22 protein-coding genes and 2 pseudogenes are annotated in these 26140 nt (G+C 55.0%); 12 read left to right on the top strand and 12 right to left on the bottom strand.

The features are described 5' to 3' along the window. Positions 1–30: 30 nt before the first annotated feature. From NHF56_RS16960 to NHF56_RS16930, 7 genes and pseudogenes are all read right to left on the bottom strand, one after another. Entirely contained in the window at positions 31–219 is a 189-nt protein-coding gene (locus NHF56_RS16960; protein ID WP_252806715.1) for a hypothetical protein, read from the bottom strand. Beyond that, positions 167–352, bottom strand: a pseudogene (locus tag NHF56_RS16955) (DDE-type integrase/transposase/recombinase); the annotation flags it as partial. The gene NHF56_RS16960 and the pseudogene NHF56_RS16955, both read right to left, overlap by 53 nt. A 241-nt stretch (positions 353–593) precedes the next feature. Then, positions 594–1946, bottom strand: a complete 1353-nt coding sequence (locus tag NHF56_RS16950; RefSeq protein WP_252806713.1) for an aspartate aminotransferase family protein — start codon at positions 1944–1946, stop codon at positions 594–596. Between the two features lie 4 nt (positions 1947–1950). Continuing rightward, complete coding sequence (locus NHF56_RS16945; RefSeq protein ID WP_373456327.1) at positions 1951–2598, bottom strand: HAD-IA family hydrolase; 648 nt, start codon at positions 2596–2598, stop codon at positions 1951–1953. After that, the gene (locus NHF56_RS16940; protein ID WP_252806711.1) at positions 2598–4079 is read right to left on the bottom strand and encodes an aldehyde dehydrogenase; all 1482 of its coding nucleotides are present in this window, start codon (positions 4077–4079) and stop codon (positions 2598–2600) included. The genes NHF56_RS16945 and NHF56_RS16940 overlap by 1 nt, the downstream gene beginning before the upstream one ends. Positions 4080–4166: 87 nt before the next feature. Next, positions 4167–4361 (bottom strand): transposase, encoded by a 195-nt coding sequence (locus tag NHF56_RS16935; RefSeq protein ID WP_373456332.1) that lies wholly within the window; start codon positions 4359–4361, stop codon positions 4167–4169. 304 nt (positions 4362–4665) lie between these two features. Continuing rightward, the gene (locus tag NHF56_RS16930; protein WP_252806709.1) at positions 4666–5463 is read right to left on the bottom strand and encodes an IclR family transcriptional regulator; all 798 of its coding nucleotides are present in this window, start codon (positions 5461–5463) and stop codon (positions 4666–4668) included. A gap of 121 nt (positions 5464–5584) precedes the next feature. Here NHF56_RS16930 and NHF56_RS16925 point away from each other — a divergent pair, with 121 nt between their 5' ends. The 12 genes and pseudogenes from NHF56_RS16925 (at position 5585) to NHF56_RS16870 (ending at position 20293) form a co-directional block, all read left to right on the top strand. Further along, a complete protein-coding gene (locus tag NHF56_RS16925) occupies positions 5585–6520 on the top strand; it encodes a tripartite tricarboxylate transporter substrate binding protein (protein WP_252806707.1) in 936 nt (311 codons plus the stop codon). A gap of 151 nt (positions 6521–6671) precedes the next feature. Further along, entirely contained in the window at positions 6672–7211 is a 540-nt protein-coding gene (locus NHF56_RS16920; protein ID WP_252806705.1) for a tripartite tricarboxylate transporter TctB family protein, read from the top strand. A gap of 7 nt (positions 7212–7218) precedes the next feature. Further along, a complete protein-coding gene (locus tag NHF56_RS16915; protein ID WP_252806703.1) occupies positions 7219–8709 on the top strand; it encodes a tripartite tricarboxylate transporter permease in 1491 nt (496 codons plus the stop codon). Beyond that, positions 8709–9986, top strand: a complete 1278-nt coding sequence (locus tag NHF56_RS16910; RefSeq protein WP_252806701.1) for an aspartate aminotransferase family protein — start codon at positions 8709–8711, stop codon at positions 9984–9986. The genes NHF56_RS16915 and NHF56_RS16910 overlap by 1 nt, the downstream gene beginning before the upstream one ends. Next, positions 9983–10921 carry a phosphotransferase enzyme family protein gene (locus NHF56_RS16905; protein ID WP_252806699.1) on the top strand — a complete coding sequence of 313 codons (939 nt, stop codon included), beginning with the start codon at positions 9983–9985 and terminating at the stop codon, positions 10919–10921. Before NHF56_RS16910 ends, NHF56_RS16905 begins: the two co-directional genes overlap by 4 nt. A gap of 17 nt (positions 10922–10938) precedes the next feature. Next, the gene (locus tag NHF56_RS16900) at positions 10939–12183 is read left to right on the top strand and encodes a Tm-1-like ATP-binding domain-containing protein (RefSeq protein WP_252806697.1); all 1245 of its coding nucleotides are present in this window, start codon (positions 10939–10941) and stop codon (positions 12181–12183) included. Next, complete coding sequence (locus NHF56_RS16895) at positions 12180–12971, top strand: SDR family NAD(P)-dependent oxidoreductase (RefSeq protein ID WP_252806695.1); 792 nt, start codon at positions 12180–12182, stop codon at positions 12969–12971. Before NHF56_RS16900 ends, NHF56_RS16895 begins: the two co-directional genes overlap by 4 nt. Positions 12972–13531: 560 nt before the next feature. Beyond that, complete coding sequence (locus tag NHF56_RS16890; RefSeq protein WP_252806693.1) at positions 13532–15322, top strand: patatin-like phospholipase family protein; 1791 nt, start codon at positions 13532–13534, stop codon at positions 15320–15322. A gap of 12 nt (positions 15323–15334) precedes the next feature. After that, on the top strand, positions 15335–17725 hold the full coding sequence (locus NHF56_RS16885; protein WP_252806691.1) for an AAA family ATPase: 2391 nt from the start codon (positions 15335–15337) through the stop codon (positions 17723–17725). Beyond that, a complete protein-coding gene (locus NHF56_RS16880) occupies positions 17722–18792 on the top strand; it encodes a hypothetical protein (RefSeq protein WP_252806688.1) in 1071 nt (356 codons plus the stop codon). Before NHF56_RS16885 ends, NHF56_RS16880 begins: the two co-directional genes overlap by 4 nt. A gap of 11 nt (positions 18793–18803) precedes the next feature. Continuing rightward, positions 18804–18992: pseudogene (locus tag NHF56_RS16875) on the top strand (3-keto-5-aminohexanoate cleavage protein); the annotation flags it as partial. A 176-nt stretch (positions 18993–19168) separates the two neighbouring features. Then, on the top strand, positions 19169–20293 hold the full coding sequence (locus NHF56_RS16870; protein WP_252806686.1) for an HPP family protein: 1125 nt from the start codon (positions 19169–19171) through the stop codon (positions 20291–20293). 294 nt (positions 20294–20587) lie between these two features. Here NHF56_RS16870 and NHF56_RS16865 read toward each other — a convergent pair whose 3' ends face one another. The 5 genes from NHF56_RS16865 to NHF56_RS16845 form a co-directional block, all read right to left on the bottom strand. Beyond that, a complete protein-coding gene (locus tag NHF56_RS16865) occupies positions 20588–20869 on the bottom strand; it encodes a manganese catalase family protein (RefSeq protein ID WP_252806685.1) in 282 nt (93 codons plus the stop codon). Continuing rightward, on the bottom strand, positions 20847–22763 hold the full coding sequence (locus NHF56_RS16860; protein WP_252806683.1) for a bifunctional sugar phosphate isomerase/epimerase/4-hydroxyphenylpyruvate dioxygenase family protein: 1917 nt from the start codon (positions 22761–22763) through the stop codon (positions 20847–20849). The genes NHF56_RS16865 and NHF56_RS16860 overlap by 23 nt, the downstream gene beginning before the upstream one ends. A gap of 72 nt (positions 22764–22835) precedes the next feature. Continuing rightward, entirely contained in the window at positions 22836–23618 is a 783-nt protein-coding gene (locus NHF56_RS16855) for an HpcH/HpaI aldolase/citrate lyase family protein (protein ID WP_252806681.1), read from the bottom strand. A 14-nt stretch (positions 23619–23632) separates the two neighbouring features. Next, a complete protein-coding gene (locus NHF56_RS16850; RefSeq protein WP_252806680.1) occupies positions 23633–25048 on the bottom strand; it encodes an FAD-binding oxidoreductase in 1416 nt (471 codons plus the stop codon). Between the two features lie 62 nt (positions 25049–25110). Next, positions 25111–26118 carry a DctP family TRAP transporter solute-binding subunit gene (locus NHF56_RS16845; RefSeq protein WP_252806678.1) on the bottom strand — a complete coding sequence of 336 codons (1008 nt, stop codon included), beginning with the start codon at positions 26116–26118 and terminating at the stop codon, positions 25111–25113. Between the last annotated feature and the right edge of the window lie 22 nt (positions 26119–26140).

Genomic DNA, 26140 nt, shown 5'->3' with positions numbered 1-26140 from the left:
TGCAACCCAAAGGCATTGGGTACGCCTCTATCATCGCTCGTGCTCGCCGACCTGCGGTCCGGCGCCATTTCGGGTGATCTGGTCGAGTGGTGCTGCGGTGACCTGACCGACCAGCAATATCTGGACGCACTCTTTGCCAAGCCCGTTGACTGTCCAGCCGCCTGTGAAGTCTGTCCTCCACACGGTTCCCGATTGCAGGCGGAAACGTTCCCCCGCCATCGGTGCCGATCTTGCCGGGTGAGGGCAACGGTTCGTCCGTCAACATCTTGCGGAAGAAGCGCTTAGCGACACCAAGGTCACGCTTTGCTGTCGGCAGAAAGTCCACCGGATTGCCGTAGTTGTTGATGGCGCGCTCCCAAGAACGCGGAAGCCAACGTCTCGCTTACAAGCTGATTGGGTCACCGTTACATTGCAACTATCGTGGCTCTTGGGTTCCGTCGCAGATTTTCATTAAAGTCGAAGGCTCGGCTATCGCTGGCTCAGTTGCCCTGCGATAGCCGCGACTTGTTGAATACGGCATGTTCTGCTGCTCTGAGTTGGCCCCTTCGGTTCAAATGAGCAACCTCAATACACACAGTGTGGCTTAAACAGCTTCAAAGCTCCGAAAAGCCCTTGTCCAGCGCCGAAAGAATTTTTGCGACATCCGCTGCAGAGATAATCAGCGGCGGCGAAAGAATGATGTTGTTACCGGAAACGCGAATCATAACGCCAGCCTCGTATGTAACACGATGCACTTTGCCGATTGTCTTCTTGTCGATCGGGGCCTTGGATACGCGGTCGGAGACCAGTTCCAATGCACACATAAGTCCCTCACCACCACGCACATCACCGATGACGTCGTGCTTGGCTTTGAGGGCCTGCAAGCCGGCAAACAGCTCATCACCGCGCACAGCCGCATTTGCGGCAACATTCAGCCTCTCGGTTTCTTTAAGGCATGCAATGGCGGCAGCTGCACCAACCGGATGTCCGGAATACGTATAGCCTGAACCGATTGCAGCCTTACCCGACTTGTCATTTTCAAACACCTCGGCAACAGCATCCGACACCATGACCGCGCCAAACGGGAAGTAACCATTGGTTATGGCCTTTGCAGAGCAAAGCAGGTCCGGCTGAACGCCCCAATGCCTTGAACCTGTCCAGCTGCCGGTGCGGCCAAATGCAGTAATAACCTCATCGGCGATCAACAATATGCCGTATTTGGAACAAATTGCACGCAATCCAGGCATAAAGCTTTTGTGCGGAGGAATGACACCGCCCGCGCCAAGTACCGGCTCTACAATAAACGCTGCAATCGTTGAGGGATCCTGAAACTTGATTTCGTCTTCAACAGCTGCAAGGCATAGCTGCGCGAGGCGCTCAGGATCAGTTTCGTTGAACGGATTTCGATAGGTATATGGTGCCGGTGTATGGAAACAGCCCGGCATCAAGGGCTCATACTGCGTTCTGAAATTGGCGTTGCCGTTCACCGAAGCGCCGAGTGTATGCGTCCCGTGATATCCCTTCTTCAGGCTGAGAAATTTGACGCGGCCTGCTTCGCCACGAATTTTGTGGTACTGACGAGCAAGACGCAAGGCGATTTCTACACCGTCTGATCCACCTGAAGTGAAGAATGCGCGCGACAAGCCATCGGGAGCGAAGAACGTAGCCAGCATTTCAGCCAGTTCAATGACGTTGTCATTGGTTGTCCCGCGAAAAATCGAATAATAAGGCAGGCGATTGAGCTGTGAAGAAATGGCTTGCTTTACGGGCTCGCAGGAATAGCCAAGATTGACATTCCACAGACCTCCTACAGCATCGACCAGCCGGTGTCCGTCGACATCCACGATTTCCACACCCTCTCCCTCGACAATGATGTCCGGCGGATTGGCAAGGCTGTCGGCAGGATGCGCCATTGGATGCCAAAGGCGCTTTGCATTGTTTTCTTTCAGGTAGTTAGACGTTCTCATTTGATTATTTTACTCCTGCGAGCATACCGAGCGCTTTGGCATAGCTGTCGCCTGGTTGCGTTACGTCAAAGTGAACATGAGGCATACCGACCGCTATGGCACCCTCCAAATTCTTGGCTTGATCATCCACGAATACGCAGTTTTCCGCCTCTATTTTCAGTCCATCGGTTACGAACTGGAAAGCTCGCGGGTCCGGCTTGAGGATACCGGTATAAGTAGCATCAACAATCAGGTCGAAATCAGCAAGAAATGGCAATCTGCTGCGAAAATCCTTGCCATAGAAAAGGTCGAGCTCGTTAGACAGAATGGCAAGTTTATAACCCGAAGTCTTGGCTTGCCGGATTGCATCAAGCGCTTCCGGACGTATAACCGCCTCCGGTTCCGCGCCGCGCAAGCGACCAACAAACTGGGGAAACTCGGTCCATTCTTCTCCGACAAGCGCACCTGTCTCGCGCATTCTCAAGGCCCAATATTCTCGTTCTGTCATCTCGCCCGCCTGCATCGCCCGCCAGGCGTCATCCCCTTCGGGATTGAAAGGGCCCTGCCATTTGAGCGTACCGGATGGCAATCCAAGCGCTGCTTCAGACAGCGCATGCGTTTCAAACAAAGTCTTGGAGATCACTCCACCAAAATCGAGAACGAGGGCGCGCATCACAGTTTTATCCATGCAGTCTTGAGATCGAGAAATTTGTCAAAGGCGTGAAGGGACTTGTCATGCCCGTTGCCCGACTGTTTAACGCCGCCCAGAGGAATTGTGAGGTCGGAGCCACCATAGGTGTTGATATGCACCAATCCCGCTCGAATCTTGCGAACCATACGATGAGCCCGCGACAAGTTCGACGTCCAAACAGCAGCAGCAAGGCCGTAGCGCGTATCATTGGCAAGCTTCACGGCCTCTTCTTCGCTATCAAACGGAGTCACTGCCAGAACCGGACCGAAAACCTCTTCTTGAAACAACCTGTCATCGCGGGCTGTATCGGCGACGATCGCAGGCGCCATATAAAATCCACCGCTTTCCTGCAGGATTTGCTGCCCCCCGATAACCTTGCGCCCTAAGCTGCGCGCTTCCTCCAAAAATTGCAGGTTCTGCCGCAATTGCCTCTCTGAATTGACCGCACCGGACTGGGTCGTCACATCCAGCGGGTCGCCAACCTTGATGGATGCAGCGTGGGCCGTCAGCTTTTCCACGAAAAGCTCATGAATGCGACGCTCGACCAGAATACGGGAGCCGGCGATACAGACCTGCCCGGAATTACGAAATATGCCATGGGCAGAGACTTTTGCCGCCTCGTCCAGATCAGGTGCGTCAGCAAAGACGATATTCGGCGATTTGCCACCGAGCTCCAGATAGACCCGTTTCATATTCGACTGTGCAGCCGCCTCAAGCAGCCTTCGCCCGGTTGCTCCGGACCCGGTAAAAACCAGCACGTCCACATCCATGGATTCAGCAATCTGTGCGCCGACAACATGCCCTTCACCGGTCACAACATTGAATACGCCAGGCGGCACGCCTGCATCCAGAGCCAGCTCTGCGAGCCGCACCAGGCTGAGTGACGCCGTTTCAGCGGGTTTGAGCACCATAGTGCAACCGGCAGCTAGAGCCGGCCCTATTTTCCAAGCTCCGATCATGAGAGGGAAATTCCAAGGAACGATAGCTCCCACGACACCCGCAGGTTCGCGATGCACAAGCCCAAGAAAAGCTGGATCTGTCGGTGCGACTTCACCAAAAAGCTTGTCAATCGCTTCTGCATAAAAACGTATCGTGGCGGCTGCAGACATTGGCTCTGCTTTCAGGGCCATCGAAATTTCCGTGCCGTTCTCACGAACGCCCAACACCGCAAGTTCCAAAGCGTTCGCTTCGATCAGCTCCGCCCATTTTAGCAGGACCTTCTTGCGGGCCAATGGAGCCATCTCAGACCAGCAACCGTTGTCGAACGCTTCCCGAGCCGCCGCTATCGCGGAAATAGCGTCTTTTCGGGTGCCGCGCGCCATTGTGGTGATGGTGGTTCCGTTAACTGGCGACACAACGGGAAGAACGCCCGCGTCCGAGGCTGAAACGCGGCAACCATTGATCACATGTTGAAACGGCGCGAGCGGAACCGCGCGAAGCGCGTCGATACGATCCTGATTCATGAATCCCCAACCTGTCACGGTTTATTATTTACACCACCGGTTTATATAATGTTCTATGCGAGATTTTCTGTCAACTGGGCTGCAAACTCATAGCGACCCGATCCAAATTCTCGTTGCTGCGCGTTTAACGACAGCGAGAAAGCTTGCGGGACCGTTGTCACATCGTGTTGCGGTGCCTCTGAATTGTTTAAGTTTGCGGTAGAAACGCTCCACCAGATTGCGCTGACGGTATGAGTTTACGACCTTGGAGATGGATCGCAGTGCCGGTTGTCCGCGCGTCAGGGTCTTACCGCTGCGTTGAGCTTCGCGCGGGCGCTCGATTTCACCGCCGGCGCCGTCTACTGCAGACGTGCATGAGTGGCCAGCGTTGACGGTCGCGACGCGGATCGTCGCGACAACATGTGCGCCTTCAATCAAGCACCCCTTTGAGAGAGTAAATTGTCTAGCCAAGAAGAGAAGGCAGCGATTTGCTTACAAACACGTTCAATGTTTGTAGTGACTGTGCCCCCCCCCAAAGGAGGCGTTTATCACGTGTCCGTTGCCCAATCCGCGTTGTTGGATATTGCGAGTCAGCGCGGCTATTCGGTTAGGCGCGAGATTGCGTGAATCGGGTAACCGCCTGCAGAAATTCGGACGGGGGGTGTCCACCCATTTGGCTACTTACGGCCTCAACTTCACGGAACAAGGCAGCAATGGTCTTAGTGCGCAAATCGTTCGTCATTCTATGTGCGGGCGTTGCAACAGCAATAGCTCCCCCCGGAGCGCCGTCCGCATCAAAAACAGGAACTGCAATGCCATAGACATCGTCTTCGTTTGTCTGGTCCGCCTCGGCGTAACCAGTCAGGCGTATTTCCTGAAGCCGCGCACGAATTACATTTGGATCAGTCAGCGTTCGCGCGGTCTTCCCCTTCAATGGCTCACTCAAAACACGCTCCACAAAATCCGGCTTGGCATAGGCCAGAAAAGCCAGCCCGGATGCCGTACTGTGCATCGGCAATATCTCGCCCGCAACAAGCGAGACACGGCTCCCCCTATTGCTTTCCGAAATGCCAATTGTCGCGAGTATCCGACCTGAAATTAAAGATGCATGCGCGGTCTCGCCAATTGTTGATGAAAGAACATCAATGGAATTCTGATAAACCGAAGTCATAGGGAAGGCCGTTTCGCGTATGCGCGCCAAACGCAAAACGCCAGCTCCCAGTCTATAAAGGCGAGCATTACCCCGCTGTTCCAGAAGCCCTTGATCGCACATCGTAACCAGCATCCGATGCACAGTGGCTTTATCTAAGCCCGAGCGGCGGGCAAGTTCGGACAATCCTAATTCCGGCTCCACCTCCGAGAAAAAGTTCAAAAGAGACAGGGCTTTGGCAACTGTTGTCGACATGTATGTTTTCAATCCTGACGTAGAATAGGCGCGCCGCACCTCGAAATTAGTTGACGAGAAGTAAGCAGCGAGCTATCTTTAAACCGATGGTGATAATAATGAACCACAGAGGGAAAAGTCAATGCTGAAATCAAAAATTGCGCTTCTCATGCTGGCCGCAGCCAGCTTCATCACTCCGGCACATGCGGAATACCCGGACCGCCCCGTCAGCTTCGTAGTGCCGTTTCCTCCTGGCGACCTCGAAGATGTTCTCACACGCATGATTGCAGAAGATTTCGAGAAAAAGTATGGGGTTGCTGCTGCCGTTGTAAACAAGCCTTCAGAAGGCGGTCCATTTCCTGGCGCTGCTGAAGTCGCCTCGGCCCCAGCTGATGGATACACGATCGGCTCTTTTGTCGTCGATATCCCTGTGGTTGGACCTGAAGTCGGGGTACCAGGCCTGAACCCGGATCCGTTTGAGCCGCTCGGCATTTTCCTTACCTACCCCTTCGTGGTTGCCACATCTATCGAGTCTCCATATTCCAACATGGCTGAACTTGCTGAATATTCCAAAACGCAGCCACAGCTTCTCGGTCATTTTGGAGCCTTCCTGCTTCCTACGCAGGCGACGTTTGCGGCCGCAAAAGTGCTTGGCTTTGAATGGGGTGGAGAAGCGTCTGCTGCGGCTCTTGATTGCAACTCGATCGCATCCGGCGATTTTGACGTGATTAACACGACGATCCAGCAGCTTCTTCCTTGCCTGGACAAGGTTAAAATTCTTGCAACCATCACAGACGAGCCCATTGCCGTCGTTCCTGAGGCTCCAACGCTGAAGTCAATAGCGCCAGAATTGAACATTTCGCTGTGGAATGGCTTGTTCGTTCACAAGGACACGCCGAAAGATGTACGCGAAAAAATCATCGCCTCGGCAAAGGAAACCATGTCTTCCGAACGAGCTCTGGAGCTTGCCAAGAAGACCGGCGCCATTGTCTATTGGGCTGATGCTGATGCTGCCACGGCACGTATCAAGTCTGATGTTGAGGCAATAGGACGCGTTTCCAAATTGCTCGGCCAATAAACAAATCACTCATATTGATGGGGTCCGCGCTGTCGTGCGGACCTGACACGGATATTCTGTATCTCCGCACTTTTCATGGATTCCGATCGTCGATCGCGCTTTGCGCGGCCGGCAATCGGGTGCGATCAAATTTGAGAGAGAAGCCGACCAGATGAGCTATCAAGAAGATGACCATCCGCATGTTTTCCCAGAAAGCCGCAAGCCGGGAGAGATGCTTTTTGTAACCATTACAATGTTTGTCGCCGTGGCGTTGCTTGCACTGGCGCCCTGGCAAACAACGTGGTTGCCGGGCAAGGGCTTTGCGGCGCAACCTCGCTTTTGGCCGATGTTATCACTCGGCGGAGTGGTTCTGTTTGGATTGTTGAACGCATTATCGCGAATGCGCATTACCCGTACACCTGGCCGTTGGCAGGAGGCAACTGTCTGGATGCGGTCGCTCGAGTTTGTCGGGTGGTACATGCTCTATGTCGCAGCCATACCACTCCTTGGCTATTTAATTGCGACCGTGTTGTTCACCACAGGAATGGCTCTTCGTCTGGGATATCGCGGACGTTCAGTTATGGTTGCCGGACTCTTCGGCGTGTTTGTGGTTCTGTTTTTCAAAACGGCGATGAACGTGAAGATCCCAGGCGGTGCGATTTATGAATTCGCGCCTGATACGTTCCGCTATTTCCTTCTCCGCTATTTTTGAGGTCGCCATGGACACGCTTCTTTCAAGTATAGAAATGCTGGCGCGCTGGGATGTGATCGCTGCGCTTCTGATTGGTTCGATTGGCGGGGTTCTCGTCGGCGCTATGCCAGGTGTTGGTGCAGCCGTGGCGATTGCAATCGTCCTTCCGGTCACCTTTTCGCTCGAGCCAATCGTTGGCCTGACTGCGCTGCTGGGCATTTATGGTTCATCCATGTTTGGCGGCGCCATTCCGGCAATCCTGGTCAACACACCTGGCACACCCGTGAATGCATTGACCACTTATGACGGTTACCCGATGACAAAACGCGGAGAGTCACGGCGCGCCTTGAGTCTGGCCTATTCGGCGTCATTTTACGGCGCGGTCATTTCCATTGTGTCACTTTTGCTTTTGGCGCCTGTCCTCGCAAAGATTGCGCCAATGTTCGGTGCCCGCGAAATTTTCCTTGCGGCATTGCTCGGTATAGTCCTCGTGATTGTCACCCATCGCGGGCAGGTTTTACCTGCGGCAATTCTTGCCTGCCTTGGTATATTTCTGCAGACCATCGGCATTGAACCTTCCGCATATTCGCAACGCTTCACTTTCGGCCAGACATGGCTTCAATCCGGCATTGACCTGATTGTCGTTGTTTTGGGGCTTTTTGCCATCAGCCAAGCGCTCGTACTGGTTATGAGTGAGGACAAACCGGTAAAGTTGCCTGAAGTAGAAAAAATCGGCTTCTTCACCCAAATGCGTGATTTGTGGGTGTTCAGACGCATTGCAACGGTTGCGTCTGCGCTTGGTGTTATCTGCGGCATGATCCCCGGTGTAGGTGAGTTCATGTCGCAGTTCATGTCCTATGCCTATGCTCAACGTACTTCCAAGACGCCAGAACTGTTCGGCAAGGGGAACCCTGAGGGTATTGTCGCCTCTGAAGCAGCGAACAATTCTGTTCCGGCTGCTGCCATGATTCCGCTTCTGGCACTGGGAATTCCCGGTGAGGAACTGACCGCCATGATGTTGGCAGTGTTTTACGTTCATAACGTAATTCCCGGTCCGCAACTTTTTGCACAGCATCTGGACTTCATCTACGCGTTGTATATCAGCCTGTTCTTGTTGAACGTCATTGTGGTGACATTTCTCTTCTTTTCCACCAAGACACTCATGAAAGTGATGCTTATTCCCGATCGCTTTTTGGGTATTATGATCTTCACCTTCAGTCTGATTGGCATATACACACTGCGCAACTCGCTGACAGATATTGCTATAGCATCAGCATTTGGATTTTTCGGCTTCATCCTTAAACGGCTCGACCTTCCCACATCACCCATCATTTTGGGCATTGTCCTTGGTAAATTGATGGAGGACCGGTTGAGAACCGCAATGGCACGCGTACGAGTGCCATGGGACTTCATTGACCGCCCAATTGCCTTCATCCTTTTCTCAATGATCGTTCTCGCCCTCGGAGCGCAAATCTGGACCGTCATAAAAGATAGAAAAACGACCGGAGAAAAAAGCTGATGCAAGACCTCGTTGCTCGACGTCGCGCTCTCCTTGGCCCAAACGTCTCGACCTTTTACGATGAACCGGTTCATATTGTACGCGGAGAAGGTGTTTGGCTTTGGGACGCTGATGGGCGTAAATATCTCGATTGCTACAACAACGTCCCGCATGTCGGTCATTGCAACCCGCGCGTCGTCGAAGCAATCTGCAAGCAGGCTTCCACTCTGAACACGCATACACGCTATCTGCATGAAGGCATTCTCAACTATGTCGAACGCCTGACGGCGACCTTTGACGATCCACTGAAAACCGCGATTTTGACCTGCACAGGGTCCGAAGCAAATGACATCGCTCTTCGCATGGCTGAGGCCATGACGGGAAAACGCGGCATCATCGCAACGGATGCCACCTATCACGGCAATACTACGCTGGTGAGCCACCTTTCAAAAAGCAATGTTCCTGAAGTCGGGTTCGGCCTGGATCAATATCTGCGCCACGTTGAGGCTCCAGACAGCCTTCGCATTTCCGATCCTGACGGACAGCATTTTGCAGCGAAAGTGCAAGAAGCAATCGACGATCTGGAACAAAGCGGGATTGGATTTGCTGCTCTGATTGTCTGCCCACTCTTCCTGAACGAGGGATTTCCGACACAAAAGGAAGGCTGGCTAAAGCCGGCAGCCGAGGCTGCACGTCGCGCTGGCGGCCTTGTCATCTGTGACGAAGTACAGTCGGGTTTCGGGCGTTGCGGAACACACTTTTGGGCACATCAAAAGCAGGGAGTTATCCCGGATATCGTCACGATGGGCAAACCAATGGGCAATGGCCATCCTGTTGCAGGACTGGTCACCAGCGCAGAGATTATGGCGCGGTTTCGCAAATCATTCCGCTACTTCAACACTTTTGGAGGAAATCCGGTCAGCTGTGCAGCCGCAATGGCCGTTTTGGAAGAGCTACAAGAGAAGCAGCTTCAGGATCATGCTCGCAAAATGGGGTTACTCGCATACGATCGCTTGATGGAACTGGCCGCAAAGTATCCTGTAATTGGCGATGTCCGACAGTCTGGGATGGTTTTCGGCGCTGAATTCGTACTTGATCATGACAGTAAGGAACCGGCCGTGTCCTTCACGGACCGTGTCGTCAATAAGATGCGGCACCGTGGCTTCATCCTTTCCAAATTAGGCCGGCACAAGAATACATTGAAGATTCGGCCACCGATGCCGTTTGCTGAAGAACATCTGGATCTTTTGATTACTGCTCTCGATGAGGTCATCGGCGAGGCTGTGAAGTCAATATGAGTGATCTTGTAGAGGCGGCGCTGGCGCTTTGGGGCGTGACGGGCAACGACTGCGAGTTTGTCGCAGGCCGCGAGAACCGCGTTTATCGGGTGCGTACTTCTCAAGGTGATTTTGCGCTCCGGATCAAGCGGCCTGGCTATCGGGAGATGAGCGAACTCAATTCTGAGCTCCAGTGGCTTGACGCTATGGAAAAGTCCGGCCTTCACGTGCCATTGCCGCTGCCATCGCGCAACGGGCGCTTCCTTGAGTGCATCGATTCATTTTATGTCGATATGGTTAGCTGGCTGCCTGGAAAACCTTTGGGCAAGAGTCGGCATCCGTTGGAGCTCCATAATCGGAGCGATACTTTTTATGCCCTTGGGGCCGAAATGGCCAAGATGCATGCCGCCTGTGACGAATGGCAACGGCCAGATGGATTCCATAGGTGCGATTGGGATTTGGAAGGACTGCTTGGCGAATCTCCATTATGGGGGCGCTTTTGGGACAATCCGACTCTACCAAAGGATACACGTGAGTTGTTCGTTCAATTCCGCAGTGTTGCTAGAGACCGGATAGCAGAGCTTTCGTCCGGCCTGGATTATGGGTTAATCCACGCTGATCTGGTTCGCGAAAACGTTCTTCTTGATGGAAAGACTATCAAGATAATCGATTTTGATGACGGCGGTTTCGGTTATCGACTGTTCGACATCGCAACCGTTTTGTCGAAAAACATGGCAGAGCCTGATTACTCCGAGCTTAAATCAGCGCTCATTGAGGGTTACCTCAACCGACGCGCCCTGAACATCGAGGGGCTTGATGTCTTCATCACCATGCGCGCATTAACCTATGTCGGTTGGATCGTGCCACGCATTCACGAGACAGGAGGGGAATTGCGCAACGAACGTTTCGTCTCAGAAGCAAAAAACCTCTGCATATCTTTTTTCAATATGCGCTGAATCCAGATGGGGGAACCATGAAAAAGACGATTTTGGTTATTGGCACCTTCGATACCAAAGCAGACGAACTCGGATACCTGATCGAGCGGATAGAATTACAAGGCGGCGCAGTCCTTGCCATGGATGTCAGTATTCTCGGAAATGCCGCCATTCCTGTGGCAATCAGTAAGCATGATGTTGCGCAGGCGGCAGGAACAACCATTGCCGAATTGATCGCGCTGGGAGAAGAAGGAGAGGCTTTCGAAAAGATGAGCGCTGGAGCCGCTTTGCTCACTCGCCGACTTTACGACGAAGGACGTTTCGATGGCATGATAGCGCTGGGCGGCACGATGGGCACAGACCTTGGACTTGATTGCTCGCAGGCACTGCCGGTTGGCGTTCCGAAGTATCTTGTGTCAACTGTCGCCGGTTCTCCGTTGATTGCCGCTGAACGCATGGCCGCAGATGTCCAGTTCATTCTCTGGGCGGGAGGCCTCTATGGTCTCAATCCCTTATGCAAATCATCATTGAGCCAGGCAGCGGGGGCAGTACTCGGAGCCGCACGGGCAGTAGAAAAGCCTTCTTTCGACCGTCCGGTTATCGGCATGACATCGCTTGGTTCTTCATGTCTGAAATATATGAAACGCCTCCATCCCGAGTTGGTAAAACGCGGATATGATGTTGCCGTTTTTCATACAACCGGCATGGGTGGCATGGCTTTTGAGAGACTTGCATCAGATGGCGTGTTCGCCTGTGTCATGGACTTCTCGTTGCAGGAATTTGTCAATGTCCAGTATGGCTCATTGGTAAGCGCGGGTGCGGATCGACTGTCAGGAGCCGGGAGTAGCGGTACACCACAAATCGTCGCACCGGGAGCGGCGGATATTCTTGATCTGGCAGGCTGGCAAGAGATTCCCGACAGGTTCAAGGATCGCCCTTTCCATCAGCACAATCGGCTTATCAAAAACGTCGCATTCAACGGTGATGAGCGTAAGCAACTTGCCCAAGCCATCGCAGACAGTCTCGCATCGGCGAAGGGGCCCACCCATTTCATCTTACCGAAGGGCGGCATTGAAGAATGGGACCGACCTGGAGAATCGGCATACGACCCAGAGGGACTTGAAGCCTTTACATCAGAGTTTGAGAGGGTAATGCAGGGCCGAGTGGATATGACCGTATTGGACTGCCATATTAATGATGCTGCGTTCTGCGACGCCGTGTTGGACAAATTCGACGCCTGGGTTGCCGAAGGCTTGGTGCCTGCAGGAAAAACCGCGTCATGAACGGGCGATTAGCAGGAAAAGTCGCTTTGATTTCAGGCGGCGGAACAGGCATTGGAGCAGCCACTGCGCGAAGGTTTGTGCAGGAGGCTGCCAAAGTCGTGATTATGGGTCGACGCGCTGAACAACTCGAAAGGGTCGCAGAGGCTACCGGCTCCACAATATTTATCGGTGATGCTGCCGATCCAGTGCAGTCGAAATCCGCCGTGGCAAAAGCGGTAGAACAGTTTGGCGGTCTGGACATCGTGGTGGCCAATGCAGGTGGCCATGGTTTTGCGACAATTGTCGAAACCACGGATCAGGATTGGGAAGATTGCCGTCACGCTAATCTCGATACTGCGATTGTCCTACTGCGCGAGGCCATGCCTGAGTTGATCCGCAGAAAAGGTGTAATTGCCGTTACAGCGTCGATCGCGAGCCTTGCAGCCCCCGCCACCGCGTTCGGCTATACGATTACAAAGCATGCCCAGATTGGATTGGTTCGTTCCATTGCGCGTGATTTCGGCCCTCAGGGCGTGCGTTGTAATGCTGTGTGCCCAGGTTGGGTCACGACAGAGATGGCGGATGCAGAAATGGACGAACTCCAAGCAAAGCTTGGTTTGGCGTCCCGAGAGGAGGCTTATAAAATGGTTACGCGGGATGTTCCACTTAGACGACCCGCCGATCCTGATGAGATTGCCGCCGTGATGGCCTTCCTGTGCTCATCGGACGCGTCCATGATCACTGGAGCGACGCTTACTGCCGATGGCGGGTCGACGATTGTTGATGTTCCTACATTGGCATTCGGGTAACAAATTGGGCGTGTAGCAAAGATTTTTAACGTCGCAATTATCCGGTAACAGGCTGCGTTTTCATGCTTTGTCAACTTTTTGCAGTCCGAAAGGCGCGCGATGAGCGCATCGTGATCGTTGACCGTCCAGCCGCCGCCAGTTGAATTGTTATCGACAGCGCGTTTGTGACATCGGGCCGTCCGTTCGGTTCTGTCATCAATGCTGTTAAATATCGGACAGTAATGCGATTTACAGTTTGTCCAGCGCGATTGACCAGCTGACTCATCATCCCCGAAAAACAACAATAAAATCCAGTCTAGCGGATATATAGACCTGTCAGTCAATCTCAGATGAGCATAAATCTTTATGTGCAACTCAAAATTTTATTTGTCAAATCCTCGATAGTCTGCCTATCCTGCGTAATATCAGAATGCTTTCAGTTTGTATGTTCGGCCGGAAACCGGAAATAGGTTTTCGGATACGGTTTTGGATCGCGCGCAGGCCAGCCGGTCAAAAGCTATTCCTTCGCGGTTACAATCCCATTCACGAAGCTGAAGCGGATGGATCAGGGAGGGCGCGGCATGGAAGAATGCGATCTGGTGATGAAGGGCGGCATCACATCGGGGGTGGTCTACCCTCATGCCGTTGCAAAGGTTGCGGGGCGCTATCGGCTGCGCAATATCGGGGGCACCTCTGCTGGCGCCATTGCAGCCGTGATGGCGGCCGCTGCCGAATATCGCCGCCAGCAAAGTGCCGACAAGATGAGTATGGATGGCTTCACTGACATCCAGGATCTCGCTGGTGATCTTGCCTCCGAGCTCGGTACGTTCTTTCAACCGGTTCCCGAGCTGAAGCCGATCTATGATCTGATGATCGCCGCGCTTGAGGCCAAGGGCAATAAGCTCACCGCATTGGTGAGGGCGAGTTTCAGTGTCTTCCGCGGATCATGGTTGGTAGGCGGCATTGTTGCGCTCGTCGGCGTTGTCGCGGGTATCCTCATTTGCAGTGCCTGGCTGGCTGTTCTTGGGCTCGTGGTCGGACTTCTTGTGGCGGCGGGGCTGATCGGCGCAAAGCTTTACCAGCTCCTGAACGTCGAATTGCCCGAAAAGAACAATTTCGGCCTTTGCCCCGGAACGCAGCAACCCGGTTTTTCGAAGCCTGCGCTGACGGACTGGATGGCGGAGAAGATCGACAGCATTGCCGGCCTCACGAGCGGCGGAAAACCGGCTGAAAGGCCGCTGACCGTCGGCGACCTGAAAGCGCATGGCATTACCATTGCGGCGATGACCACTGATCTATCTTCCGGCCGACCCTATCAACTGCCGTTTCAGACCGAGATTCACTATTTCAGCAAGTGCGAATTCGAAAAGCTGCTCCCCAAACGCGTGGTTGATTATCTGGCGCGCGAGGAAAATCGCAGGCCCTTTTCAGGCTATGGCCTGCCGGACGATCTCTATAAATTGCCGGTGGGTGACGAGATGCCGGTGCTTCTGGTTGCTCGCATGTCGCTCAGTTTCCCGGCGCTCATTCAGGCCGTGCCGCTTTACCGCTTTGATGATGAGATCAAGGGCAAGGATGGTGTGATCGACAAGTCCTACAAGATCCGCAAATGCGTCTTTTCCGATGGCGGCATATCGTCCAATTTCCCGATCCACTTCTTCGATGCATTTTTGCCGGGCCGGCCGACGCTCGGCATCACGCTTGCCGAATACAGCGTGGAGCGACATGGCGATAAATTCGTCGATCTGCCGGAGAAGGCGAGGGCGGACAGCCGCGCGCTCGCCGTGCGCCCGCCGAAGGGCATATTGGGCTTCCTCATGTCCATCGTGAACACGGCAAAGGACTGGCAGGATACGCTGCAGACCAAGCTGCCCGGCTATGCCGAGCGCATTGTCGAAATTCGCCTGAACGACAAGGAAGGCGGCATGAACCTCAACATGGACGACAAGACGGTGCAGCGACTGGTCGACCTTGGCAAAGAGGCGGGCGAGAAGCTGGTGGAGGATTTCAACTTCAACGAACACCGCTGGCGACGCGTCCTCTCTTTCATGACTGTGATGGAAGACGAGCTGATCGCGCTTTCGAGGAATTACGACAAATCAGCACCTGGCGGGAAATTCGCTGATATGCAATTGCCGGAAATTCTCACCGCTTACGTTCCAACGGCCTACGCGTCGAATACCAAGACATGGCGAAAGAACGAGCTGAAACCCTTTGTCGAAAAACTGGTGGAAATGGGCCGCGAAGCTGAAACTGCGCGCAACGAAAAACGGGGCATTCAAAACGGCAAGGCTGTGCCAAAGGCCGATGCCCGCATCCGCCTGATCGCCGACGCTGACCGCGTGCCGCAGAGCAGCAGCAACAGCGACTGAGGGGGTAGGGGGATGTTATTTTTTGACCATGAAAGGCGGATGGCGCTCAGGCCGAAATCGCTGTCCGACAAAAGATTGGAGAGCATCCAGGGCGAGGTGCTGTCTTACTTGAGGCTGCGGGAGAAGGAGCGTTTGCAAACCGATGTACCACCGGTTTGGAAATACACGTTTGAACCTGACGTGCTTGAGGCGCTTTCGGTGCTTTCCTATGGCAAGTGTCCGTTTTGCGATACACCGACAACAGATCTGCGGCCCTATCGGTTTCGTCCACCCGCGCATGCAACCCCGGCCAAGGGGCCAGAGGACAAATATTCCTATCTCTGGCTGGCTTTCAATTGGGAGAACCTGTTTCCGATTTGCCAGGGATGCTTGCCGACCGACAAGTCCTACTTTCGGGTGCGCGGTCGCCGTGCGACCTTTGATGTTTCAAGCACCTCTTTCATCGATCCGTTCGGCGTTGGACTGAAGCTGGATGAAAGGACTGTTCTATACTACCCCGGCGAGCTTTCTCAATCCTACGAAGCTCTCAGCATCAATCTTGCTGGTGAATTGAATGCGCTTACCGGCAGAGCCCCAGAGACAATCAATCAGTTCAAGCTAAACCGACCGGAATTGGTGGACCAACGGGCCAAGGCCATTCGGCATCAAATTTCGCTTTTCCGCAAAGGCATCACGGTTCAGGACTATCTGGTGGGGCTTGAACGAAAGCCGTTTGGGAGTGCTCGTTATCTCTTCATGGTGCAACTGGCTGAGCGCATGGAAGACCACTTCTCTGACCGCTATTCGAAATCGCCTGAAGGCATTGTCGATACTTTTCTGAAATGGTGCCAAGAAGAAAAATTCGAGACAGCGTTGAATGAGGCGCTGGAAAATTTCGATGGGCCCATGCCTGAAGGTCGCCGGCCCATTGTTTCCACGTTTGCCGCTGAGCCACCGCCGCCAATCTCCTTCACCACCGGCCCATATGCCATCAACCACCCCCGCCTCACCAATATCAAGGTCGCCAATTTCAAATCGCTGGAAAGCATCGAATTCGACCTGCCGGCTGTGTTGAGTGATGCGCAGCGCAATGCAACGATGCTGGAGGAGTTGACCGAGGTGCCGGATGCGCCGGCGGTGATGATATTGGGCGAGAACTCGACCGGCAAAAGCAGCATTCTGGAGGCAATCGCGCTGGCCTGTCTGCCGGCGGAGTTGCGCGACGGGCTGCAGCTGAAGCCTGGGCGTTTGACGACCAATCCGGAATATATGGGTGCGGAGGTCGGCAAGTTGAGAGATCGCGCGCCGCGCCAGAGTCATGTGGAGCTAACATTTGATGGCGGCAAGCGCTTCACGCTGGACATTGATCAGGAAGGCATTCGCCAGTCGGCGAGCGGGGAGGGGAACCTTGAGGCGCGGCCCTATCTCTTCGCCTATGGCGCGCACCGGCTTTATGGCAAGGCGCACCGCGAGGACGAACTTCGCCACGTCGACACACTTTTCAGCGACGATAAGCAGATTTCAAACCCGGAAAGCTGGCTCGCCCGGTTGAGCCGCGAGCGGCCTGATGCGCTGAACGAGGTGGTGTCGGCGCTGCGCCATATCATCCAGATCGATGGCCGGTTTGAGCATATTGAAGTCAGGTGGGATGAGGAGGAGCAGAAGGACATCTGCCTCATCAAGATCGTGCGGCAGCTGGCCGATGGCTCCAGCCGCTCGCTGTTTCAGCGGCTTGATGTTGCCTCCTCCGGCTACAAGGCGGTGCTGGCCGTCGTCTGCGATGTATTTGAAAAGCTGATGGCGGTGGAGGGGGTTGGCCCGCACACCGCACGCAATGCCAAGGCGATCGTGCTGATCGACGAGATCGAGGCGCATCTGCATCCGCGCTGGAAATTGCAGATCGTTTCCGGTCTTCGCCGCGCGCTGCCTGGCGCAACCTTTCTTTTCACCAGCCATGATCCGCTCTGCGTGCGCGGCATGTTCCCCGGCGAAGTGATGATGCTCAATCGCTACCAGAACGAGGGAGGCGTGGCAGATGGCGATCTGCCGGAAGTGGTGGAGCGCGTGGCCGATTTCGGCAATATCGGTGCACTCACGGTGGAGCAGTTGCTGACCTCCGATATGTTCCAGCTCTTTTCAACCGACGACCGAAAGACGGAATTGGCCTTTGCGCGTGTGGCCAAAATTCTGGCGCGGGAGGATGCGGGAAATCTGGATCAGGGCGACCGTGAAATTCTGGGGGATTTCCGCCGCCAGATTGGTGATGCGTTGCCCTATGGCCGCACGGAGGTAACCCGGCTGGTGCAGGAGGCGGTGGCTGAATATCTGGCCGCACGGCGCAAGACCGGCACCGAGGGAACCAAGACGCTGCGTGATCAAGCCAAGGCGCAGGTGAAGACCTTCCTGCAGGAGTTGCTGGAATGATCCGCGTCGACCGTTCAAAAGTGCCGCCGCCTGCCGTCCTCTCCGAGCCCTTCAAAAGCGACGGAAAGACGGAGCTTGAGCGGGCGAGCGAACATATGAACGGCCCCGACAAGGACAAGACCTTCGAATTCAGCCGCTATAAATCGGCGGAGGTGAAGGAGGCGCTGGAAAAACTCTTCCATGGCAAATGCGCCTATTGCGAAAGCTCATATTCTTCCATCCAGCCGGTGGATGTGGAGCATTTTCGTCCCAAGGGAAAGGTGGAGGGTGACGATGTGCACCCGGGTTATTGGTGGCTTGCCATGGAGTGGACCAACCTTCTGCCAAGCTGCATTGATTGCAACCGGCGGCGAAACCAGCGAACCCCGAAAGCCGACCGGCTAGATCTGGTGAAGCTGACACGCGACGGTGATCTGAACCGTGCCAAGCAGCTGGCCACTGGCAAGGCCTGTGCGTTTCCGCTGGCTGATGATGGCGTGCGCTGCGCTTTACCGCCGGGCACAGAACCAGAGCTGATTGCCGAGAAAGCGCTGCTGCTCGACCCAACGCGCGACAACCCGGAGGATCACCTCGTTTTCGTGGTGAGCCGCGAACACCAGATCAGCCTTGTGGGGGCGAAGATGCAAAGCGCCGCCGGCGGGGCCTTTCTGCCGCCTGCCGATGCGGCAGGGGAGGCGGACGCAATCCGCGATGCTGCAAATAAAGCTGAGGTTAGCGCCAAAGGGGCGATTTCCATCCAGGTCTATGGGCTCAATCGCCTTGGGCTGGTGCAGGCCCGAACGCGTGTGTTGCGCGATCTGGAATTGTTGCTGGAGATTTCGATTGGACTGACGGAACTCTCGTTGGAGATTGCCGAGCGAAACAAAGCGCTCACCAAGAAGAAGAAATCGGTCTCCGCGATGGCTGGCCGCGATCTGCAGGTCCAGATCGATTTCAATGCGGCGATCCAAAGGAAGATTTTATTTTACACTAACGAGGTTAAAACTCGTTTCTCCGAAATGATAGACCCCAAGGCCCCCTATGCCGCTGTTAGCCGCGCTTGGGTCAGAGCTTATCTTGCTGATTAGCAAGGTTGGCTGTCGGTCTTGAAGGCAGTTTGTTTATTGCCCGCGGCAGACTGGCCGAACGCAACGCACAGCAGGTGGTCAAAGTCCGGCGGGTAATCGAAGAACTCGGCCACGAAATCGCCTCCCCCGACGAAGCGCGAGAGATACTGGCGCTGAAAGGCGGTTATCGGGTCAATTTCCAGGCATCCTGCTTTTATTGAAGTTTGTCAAAAACGCTCTGGAGAAACAGAGCACCTCTGAACCTTTCCTTCGGGTGTCAACTGACTTGACTTTTCACAAAATGCTGGAACTTTGCGCAAGCTTTAAAAGGGAGAAGATCTTGCATCTCTTGCGCTCGTTTGGTCCAGCTGTTGCGCGTACATCATTGTCGGAGGCTATGCGCGCTGGCTTGGGCGCTCTTGTTGGTCTGGGTCTGACCGGATTGTTTGTGCTGTCTCCAAGTGTTGATCTGCGGTTGGGCCTTTATCTCGTTGCACCGTTCGGAGCCACCTCCGTTCTCCTGTTTGCAGTCCCCAACAGCCCGCTTGCGCAGCCGTGGTCGGCCATTGTCGGAAACACCGTTGCCGCATTGGTCGGTGTGGCCGTTTGCATGTTCGTGAGTGATCCGGTTCTGCGGATTGCTCTTTCGGTGGGACTTGCGATTTCAGCAACGATTGTTCTTCGCGCCGTTCATCCACCGGCCGGCGCTGTGGCGATGACCGCTGCAATGAGCCCCGACGCCATTCAACATCTGGGCTTTTGGTTTGCACTGACACCAGTTGCCGTTGGAACAGCCGCCCTTGTGATTGTCGCAATTGCCTACGCAAAATTGACGGGCCGCCACTATCCATTGCGCCAATTCGACGATCCGAACCACCATGGCACCAAAGACGCTGAACCGCTGGAGCGGCTTGGGCTTTCAGAGGCGGAACTGACGAACATTCTTGAACGCTACCGTCAGTCATTCAACCTTGGCGTCGAAGACCTTGCCAGGTTGATCGGCGCTGCCGAGCTTCAGGCTGCAACACATCGCACCGGTCCTCTGACAGCTTCGGACATCATGTCCAGAAACCTGATTGCGGTGAAGGCTGACACGTCATTGGGCGAGGTCGCAGACTTGTTCAAGCGACACAGGTTCACCTCCTTGCCAGTCATCGGCGACGGCTCCAAATTTCTCGGTGTTATCTTCCAGATGCATCTGATCAGCCGCGCCAGGGAAGATGCCCTGCGTCTCGACCGGGGCTTTGTTTCAGCGTTGAAAAGGCTGGTGGACCGTAACCGCGACAAGCCCGTGATGGCTGGTGATATCATGAGCGTGACGGTCCCGCGAGCGATCGCAACCACGCCGCTCCACGTCCTGCTGCCGATGATGGGCGACGGTGAGGTGGATGCAGTACCCATCCTTGAATATGGCAAGATCATCGGGATCGTCACCAGAACCGATCTCATCGCGGCCATGGCACGCGGGATCACGCGCGGGATTGAAACAACGCCGCCCCCATCATCGGGCTCGGGTGTTTAAGCCGCGGGTTCCGATCGGCCTGCGCCCGATCGGTGCGAGTGGCAATTCCCACCGTACAATTGTGACATATCCGTTTTCCAGAGATCGGCAGGTATTTGACCGATCTCAATGCTGCAGCAGCTGATCCGGCAACCTTTCTCCGTCGTCCGGAAGCCAACTCCCGTGAACCCGCGGCAATCCGTTCCGCGAGCACTTTTTTCTTCTCTTTGCTAGCCATCTGTTGAGCCAGATTGAACCGAGACAGGCAGCCCACACAATCGGGTATGGCGCTGCGACGCTGCGGCCAGCCGAGCTTTACCCAATCTGTGCTTTCTGGGCACCAGTGCCGGGGCGGGCCTTTCCGAGATCGGGCTTTTGTCCGAGTGGATCGGGCTTTTCCATGACCGTGAACTCGGAGCGGCCATCAAGCGATTTGCCCTCCGTCCAGCGGCCCTCAGGCGTTGGCTCGTCCAGCGAGGTGTTGAGAAAGTAGTAGGAGTGCTCGAGAGCTTCGTGATCCTCGGGTGTGGTGTTTGGAATCGGAAGCTGTTTTTCCAGGCCGCCGAGCCCCGAATCACCCCAGCAGACGATTGCCATCCAAGGACAAGGTTGCCCGCTCGGCCCTTCTCTGTGCAGCTATGCGGAAGGGCGCGTTGAGGGCGCCGTATCCTGCGTAAGCGCCGCGCCGCTCGACGATTTCAAAGAAGAAACCTTCACCGAGCGTCGTGCTGTAGATCTGAAAGAACTCTCCGCCCTTGTCGTCCCGGTCATAGAGTATTTTATGCTGTCTCAACCGATCTGCAAAATCAGGATCCAGCCCGAAACGGGCCTCCAGATCGTCGTAATAATTTTCCGGCACGTTCAGGCACTTGAAGCCAAGCTCTTCAAGTGCCTTTGCGGTCTTGAAAATATCAGCGGAGGCAAATGCTAGATGCTGAAATCCGGAGCCGAAGCTTTCAGCAATGAACCTGCCTGCAAAAGTGCGCCTGTTTTCGGCACCGTTCAAGGTCAGGCGCAGGGTGCCTTCGCCATTTTGCACGGCCTGGCTGCGCACAAGCCCGCCCGGGTCCACGACGTCGACCATTGGCGCACGGTTCATGTTGAATATGGATGTATAAAACAAAAGCCAGGTCAGCATTTCCTCATAGGCCATTGTCTCGGCGATATGATCCACGTGCGTGAGACCCGCGGTGTCATCAGACGCTGATGGACTTTCAAGCACGAACTCCCGTTCCCAGATGTTTGAGAAGGCTTCGGATTCGTCCAGGAAATAGATGATACTGCCGCCAACACCTTCAATACCCTTCAATTGGACCTCGCCAGGTGCGGCTGGCTGCTCGAACAGCTTCACGCCAAGAGCGTTCGCTCTGGAAATCGCGTCACTTGCATCGTCGACCCTCAGGCCGACTGCATAAGCACCAAGACCACGGACCGCGTGGTATGATGAAACATAACCCTGATTTTCAGTGTTGATGACAATGTTGATTGCACCCTGTTTGTAAAGTCGAGCCTCCTTGCTGCGGTGCCGGCCTGCCAAATTGAATCCGAATGTCTTGAGAAGTGCCGAAAGCTTGGCCTCTTCTTCTTCACTGGCAGCAAACTCCAAGAACGCCACTGCCTGCACATCAATGCGGTCAGGCATTTCGGCTACCTCAATTGCGATATCACTTTCGGCCCGGCTGACTTGATCCATGAGACAAATCAGCGATCGATGCCCGTCACGTGCAATGGCAGTCGCCGACCCCCCACGGAATTGGTCGTTGAAGATCTCCAGCGAAAGCGGACCATTATACCCGGTCGCGGCAACTGCGCGCATGAACCCGGTCACCGGGAGATCGCCTTCGCCCGGCATGTTGCGGAAGTGGCGGCTCCAGTAAAGCAGGTCCATGTCGATGACGGGGGCATCGGCCAATTGCACAATGAAAATCCGGTCGCCGGGGATCGCCCGGATCGAGTTGACGTCAATCTTGCGCGCAAGTGTGTGAAAGCTGTCGAGAATAATGCCGATATTGGGATGGTTGGCACGGCGCACAATTTCCCAGGCGTCGCGGTGGTCCCAGATATGACGCCCCCAGGCAAGTGCCTCAAAACCGACACGTAGCCCATGTTTTGATGCGTGTTCACCCAACTCACGCAAATCGTCAGCCGCCCGGTCTATACCGCCAAGCGAGGCCGGGGAAACGTTCGAGCAGATGAGCATGAGATCGGTTCCCATCTCTTTCATCAGCTCAAATTTGCGCTCAGCCCGCTCGAAATTGCGTGATCGGAAAGGTTCAGGCATCCCCTCAAAGTCACGAAAAGGCTGAAACAGCGTGATCTCCATTCCAAGATCGCGAACCATTTTCCCGACTTCTGATGGGGAGGCATCGTAGGTCAGAAAGTCGTTTTCGAAGATCTCCACACCATCGAAACCGGCTGCCGCAATTGCGTTGAGCTTGTCGCGGAGATCTCCAGCGATAGAGACCGTTGCAATGGAAGTCTTGAGTTTCATCACTCACCCTATCGTCGATTTATGATCGTGCTATCGCTCCGCCTCGCGGCCAGTCCAGCATCCACCTTTCAATCAGGGCGCTGCTGAACCGGTCATGGCAAGATCACGATCCTTGGCTGCAGCGCGTGCGCCGTTTACGACGAGAGAGACATCGTTGATGCCGATCGCAAAGGCATAACCGAGTGCCTTGAGTTCGCCAAAGCCCCTCTCCACACCGGTAATAGTCGCCAGCATGCGGCCCTGCCGCTTGCATTCAGTCTCCACCTTTTCGATCAGTTCCAGAACCTCGGGCGACCGCAAACGCTCCAGCCTGTTGATCGAACCGGCGAGATCATTGGGCCCGATGAAGACAGCGTCGATCCCTTTAACGGCAGCGAGTTCGTCGATATTGTTGACCGCATCCACATGCTCGCACTGGACCATGATCAGGGTCTCTTCATGCGCGGTTTCCAGCGCATAGTCCGGTTCAGCACCAAAGCCGGAGGCGCGCACGATTGGTGCGGCATAGCCGCGGTTTCCATGCGGCGGGTAACGGCAGGCATCGGCAATGACACGAGCCTCCTGGGCGGAGTTGACGCGCGGCACGATGATGGAGTGAAAGCCGCGATCAAGCACGCGATTCAACATCCATGGCTGGCCGTGGGGAACACGCAAGACAACCTCACCGCCCGCAGCTTCCACTGCCCGCGCTACAGCCACCCACTGTTCCAGATCGCCGGTTCCGTGTTCACCGTCAATGACAATAACAGACCATCCGGCTCTGACCATCGCCTCGGCAATATCAGCATTGCCGAGTTCTACCCAGGCCGCGGCAACAAACTCACCAGCAAGAAGGCGCTGCTTCAGACTATTCATTTCAGTTGTCCTTATTATTGCGGCCAGTCAAAGACTTTGCCCGGATTGAGAATGCCGTTCGGGTCCAGTGCCTTCTTCAGCTGCGCCATAAGAGCCAACTCTTCCTTGGAGCGCGTGAAACCAAGATAGGGCTTCTTCACAGTCCCTATCCCGTGCTCTGCTGAAACGGTTCCATCAAACTCTCGCACGGTTTCATAGACGATCCGCGATATCTGCTCGGACGGTTGTTTCGCGGCACCTTGTTGCAGCGCCACGATATGGATGTTGCCGTCGCCGATATGGCCGTAATAGACCGACAGTGCATTGGGCACAGCATCGGAAAGCCGCTTACGGCATTCGCGCGCGAAGTCATCCATGCTTTTGACGGGCAAGCCGATATCGAAGGCGACGTGAGGACCAAGCACGATCTGGAATTCGCCCGCTGCATCGCGGGTTCGCCAGAAATCGGCGACATCTGCCATGCTTTGCGAAATCGCAGCGTCCTCGACCAAACCAGCTTCAAATTGTTCTTCGATCCAGCTCATGAAGCGGGGCGTGTCGACAGCCTCAGACAAACCTTGAACCTCGACAAGCACATAAAATTGATGCGCACCGGCAATCGGCTTGCGGATCCCTGGGACCGTTTCGGTCGCCTCTTTCCAATAGTCCGGCCACATCACTTCAAAGGCGGACATGAGCGGCCCCAGACCGCGGCGCGCGGCTCCTAGAAGGGAGACGACGGCATCGTAGCTGCTCAAGCCGCAAAGGGCGGCCACGGTGACACCCGGCTGCGGCTGGAGTTTCAGCACTGCCCGTGTGATCACGCCAAGCGTGCCCTCAGAACCTATGAAGATCTGCTTGAGATCGTAACCTGCGTTGTTCTTGATCATCTTGTTGAGGCCGCTCACCAGCGTGCCATCGGCAAGAACGTATTCGAGCCCCAAAACCATTTCTCGTGCCATGCCATAACGGATCACACGATTGCCACCGGCATTGGTTCCAAGATTGCCGCCGATGACGCAGCTGCCGCGCGCACCGAGATCAAGCGGTATAAAGAAGCCGGCGTCGGCTGCAGCCTTCTGGATCACTTCAAGCGGTGTACCGGCACGCACAGTCATCGTAGCTGATGCGGGGTCAATGTCTTCAATACCCGCAAATCTTTCCAGCGACAGTGCAACAGCACCGTCTATCGGGTGTGCGCCGCCGGCAAGGCCGGTAAGCCCGCCCTGCGGGACGATCGAAACACCATGGTTGGCACAGATACGCACAGCCGCAGCAACGCCTTCAGGAGTATCCGGGCGGACAACGGCAATCGGAACGATGGGGGGCAAAAAGCTTGTATCCGCTTCATTGCGCTTTGGCACTTCGGTACCCGTCAGGCAGGCGGCGGGGGCAAAATGCGCTTTCAGCGCTTCAATGCAGGCGATTTGATGGTGGGCCAGTTCGACCATTTCAACTCCGTTTGGGTGGAATACGTCCCGGCACGATGACGTGCCGGGACGATATGTCTGTCTTACTCTCCGCGGATCGCTTTGAGTTCAGCCATCAGCTTGTCGAAGTTTTCCTGTCCGATATCCGGGATTGCGGTTTCATAGACAGGAGCAACGATTTCGCGCAGTTTGGCCATTTCATCTTCAGACAATTCAGAGATCTGCATGCCTTCCGACTGCAATTCCTGCGCAGCTTCCTCAGTGGCTGCGCGGCTGCGTGCCACCTGAGCGTCGCGGCCCTCGGATGCACATTTCATGACAAGCGCCTGCTCGTCAGCGTTCAGACCTTCCCAGACAGACTTGGACATGAGAACCGGTGTCGGCGAATAGGCATGGCGCGTCAGTGTCAGGTATTTCTGCACCTCATAGAACTTTGATGCCTCGATCAGGGGCAGCGGATTCTCCTGGCCATCAACAGCACCGGTTTCCAGCGCGGTGAAGACTTCGCCAAACGCCATAGGCACCGGGTTGGCCCCCAGGCGGCGGAACGTGTCCAGGAAGATGTTGTTCTGCATCACGCGGAAGTTCAAACCATCGAAGTCAGCGACTTTTTCAATCGGGCGCTTCGAGTTGGTCGCGTTGCGGAAGCCGTTTTCCCAGATCGAAAGAAGGATCAAGTCATGTTGCGGCATCTTGGCGGCCAGGTAATCGAAATATGGGCCGGTCATGATTGCGTCGACTTCCTTGTCGTTCGCAAACAGGAACGGTAGACCGAAAACGCTCATTGCAGGCTCAATACCGCCAATGGCTGCAGCGCCTGTCACCACCATCTCGATTGAGCCTGCACGCACTGACTGTGTGGCTTCGGCATCATCACCAAGTTGGCCGGAATAGAAACCGCGCAATTTCATTGCGCCATCGGAGCCAGCCTCCAGGCATGCAGACATTCCGTCAACGCCAGCGGCCACGGGATGGTCTGGACCAGCACCGTTGGACACCTTGAATGTGTGTGAACCGTATTCAGCAGCCATTGCTGACGCCGAAAAGGCAACTGTGGCGGCAAGCGCCAAAGCGAGAGTCTTGAGTTTCATTGTTTACCTCCTCTAGTATTAT

This window comes from Rhizobium sp. L1K21 (assembly GCF_024055895.1).
GTDB lineage: Bacteria > Pseudomonadota > Alphaproteobacteria > Rhizobiales > Rhizobiaceae > Ensifer_A.
Note: the sequence above shows the minus strand (reverse complement) of the source record. Positions and strands in the feature narration are given on the sequence as shown.

Bases quoted from the DNA above. Each gene is read 5' to 3' on its own strand.
- NHF56_RS16885 (WP_252806691.1), top strand. From the start codon at position 15,335: ATGTTATTTTTTGACCATGAAAGGCGGATGGCGCTCAGGCCGAAATCG.
- NHF56_RS16950 (WP_252806713.1), bottom strand. From the start codon at position 1,946: ATGAGAACGTCTAACTACCTGAAAGAAAACAATGCAAAGCGCCTTTGG.
- NHF56_RS16900 (WP_252806697.1), top strand. From the start codon at position 10,939: ATGAAAAAGACGATTTTGGTTATTGGCACCTTCGATACCAAAGCAGAC.
- NHF56_RS16945 (WP_373456327.1), bottom strand. From the start codon at position 2,598: ATGCGCGCCCTCGTTCTCGATTTTGGTGGAGTGATCTCCAAGACTTTG.
- NHF56_RS16915 (WP_252806703.1), top strand. From the start codon at position 7,219: ATGGACACGCTTCTTTCAAGTATAGAAATGCTGGCGCGCTGGGATGTG.
- NHF56_RS16860 (WP_252806683.1), bottom strand. From the start codon at position 22,763: ATGAAACTCAAGACTTCCATTGCAACGGTCTCTATCGCTGGAGATCTC.
- NHF56_RS16920 (WP_252806705.1), top strand. From the start codon at position 6,672: ATGAGCTATCAAGAAGATGACCATCCGCATGTTTTCCCAGAAAGCCGC.
- NHF56_RS16865 (WP_252806685.1), bottom strand. From the start codon at position 20,869: ATGGCAATCGTCTGCTGGGGTGATTCGGGGCTCGGCGGCCTGGAAAAA.
- NHF56_RS16855 (WP_252806681.1), bottom strand. From the start codon at position 23,618: ATGAATAGTCTGAAGCAGCGCCTTCTTGCTGGTGAGTTTGTTGCCGCG.
- NHF56_RS16960 (WP_252806715.1), bottom strand. From the start codon at position 219: ATGGCGGGGGAACGTTTCCGCCTGCAATCGGGAACCGTGTGGAGGACA.
- NHF56_RS16845 (WP_252806678.1), bottom strand. From the start codon at position 26,118: ATGAAACTCAAGACTCTCGCTTTGGCGCTTGCCGCCACAGTTGCCTTT.
- NHF56_RS16870 (WP_252806686.1), top strand. From the start codon at position 19,169: ATGCGCGCTGGCTTGGGCGCTCTTGTTGGTCTGGGTCTGACCGGATTG.
- NHF56_RS16850 (WP_252806680.1), bottom strand. From the start codon at position 25,048: ATGGTCGAACTGGCCCACCATCAAATCGCCTGCATTGAAGCGCTGAAA.
- NHF56_RS16895 (WP_252806695.1), top strand. From the start codon at position 12,180: ATGAACGGGCGATTAGCAGGAAAAGTCGCTTTGATTTCAGGCGGCGGA.
- NHF56_RS16940 (WP_252806711.1), bottom strand. From the start codon at position 4,079: ATGAATCAGGATCGTATCGACGCGCTTCGCGCGGTTCCGCTCGCGCCG.
- NHF56_RS16890 (WP_252806693.1), top strand. From the start codon at position 13,532: ATGGAAGAATGCGATCTGGTGATGAAGGGCGGCATCACATCGGGGGTG.
- NHF56_RS16880 (WP_252806688.1), top strand. From the start codon at position 17,722: ATGATCCGCGTCGACCGTTCAAAAGTGCCGCCGCCTGCCGTCCTCTCC.
- NHF56_RS16930 (WP_252806709.1), bottom strand. From the start codon at position 5,463: ATGTCGACAACAGTTGCCAAAGCCCTGTCTCTTTTGAACTTTTTCTCG.
- NHF56_RS16925 (WP_252806707.1), top strand. From the start codon at position 5,585: ATGCTGAAATCAAAAATTGCGCTTCTCATGCTGGCCGCAGCCAGCTTC.
- NHF56_RS16905 (WP_252806699.1), top strand. From the start codon at position 9,983: ATGAGTGATCTTGTAGAGGCGGCGCTGGCGCTTTGGGGCGTGACGGGC.
- NHF56_RS16910 (WP_252806701.1), top strand. From the start codon at position 8,709: ATGCAAGACCTCGTTGCTCGACGTCGCGCTCTCCTTGGCCCAAACGTC.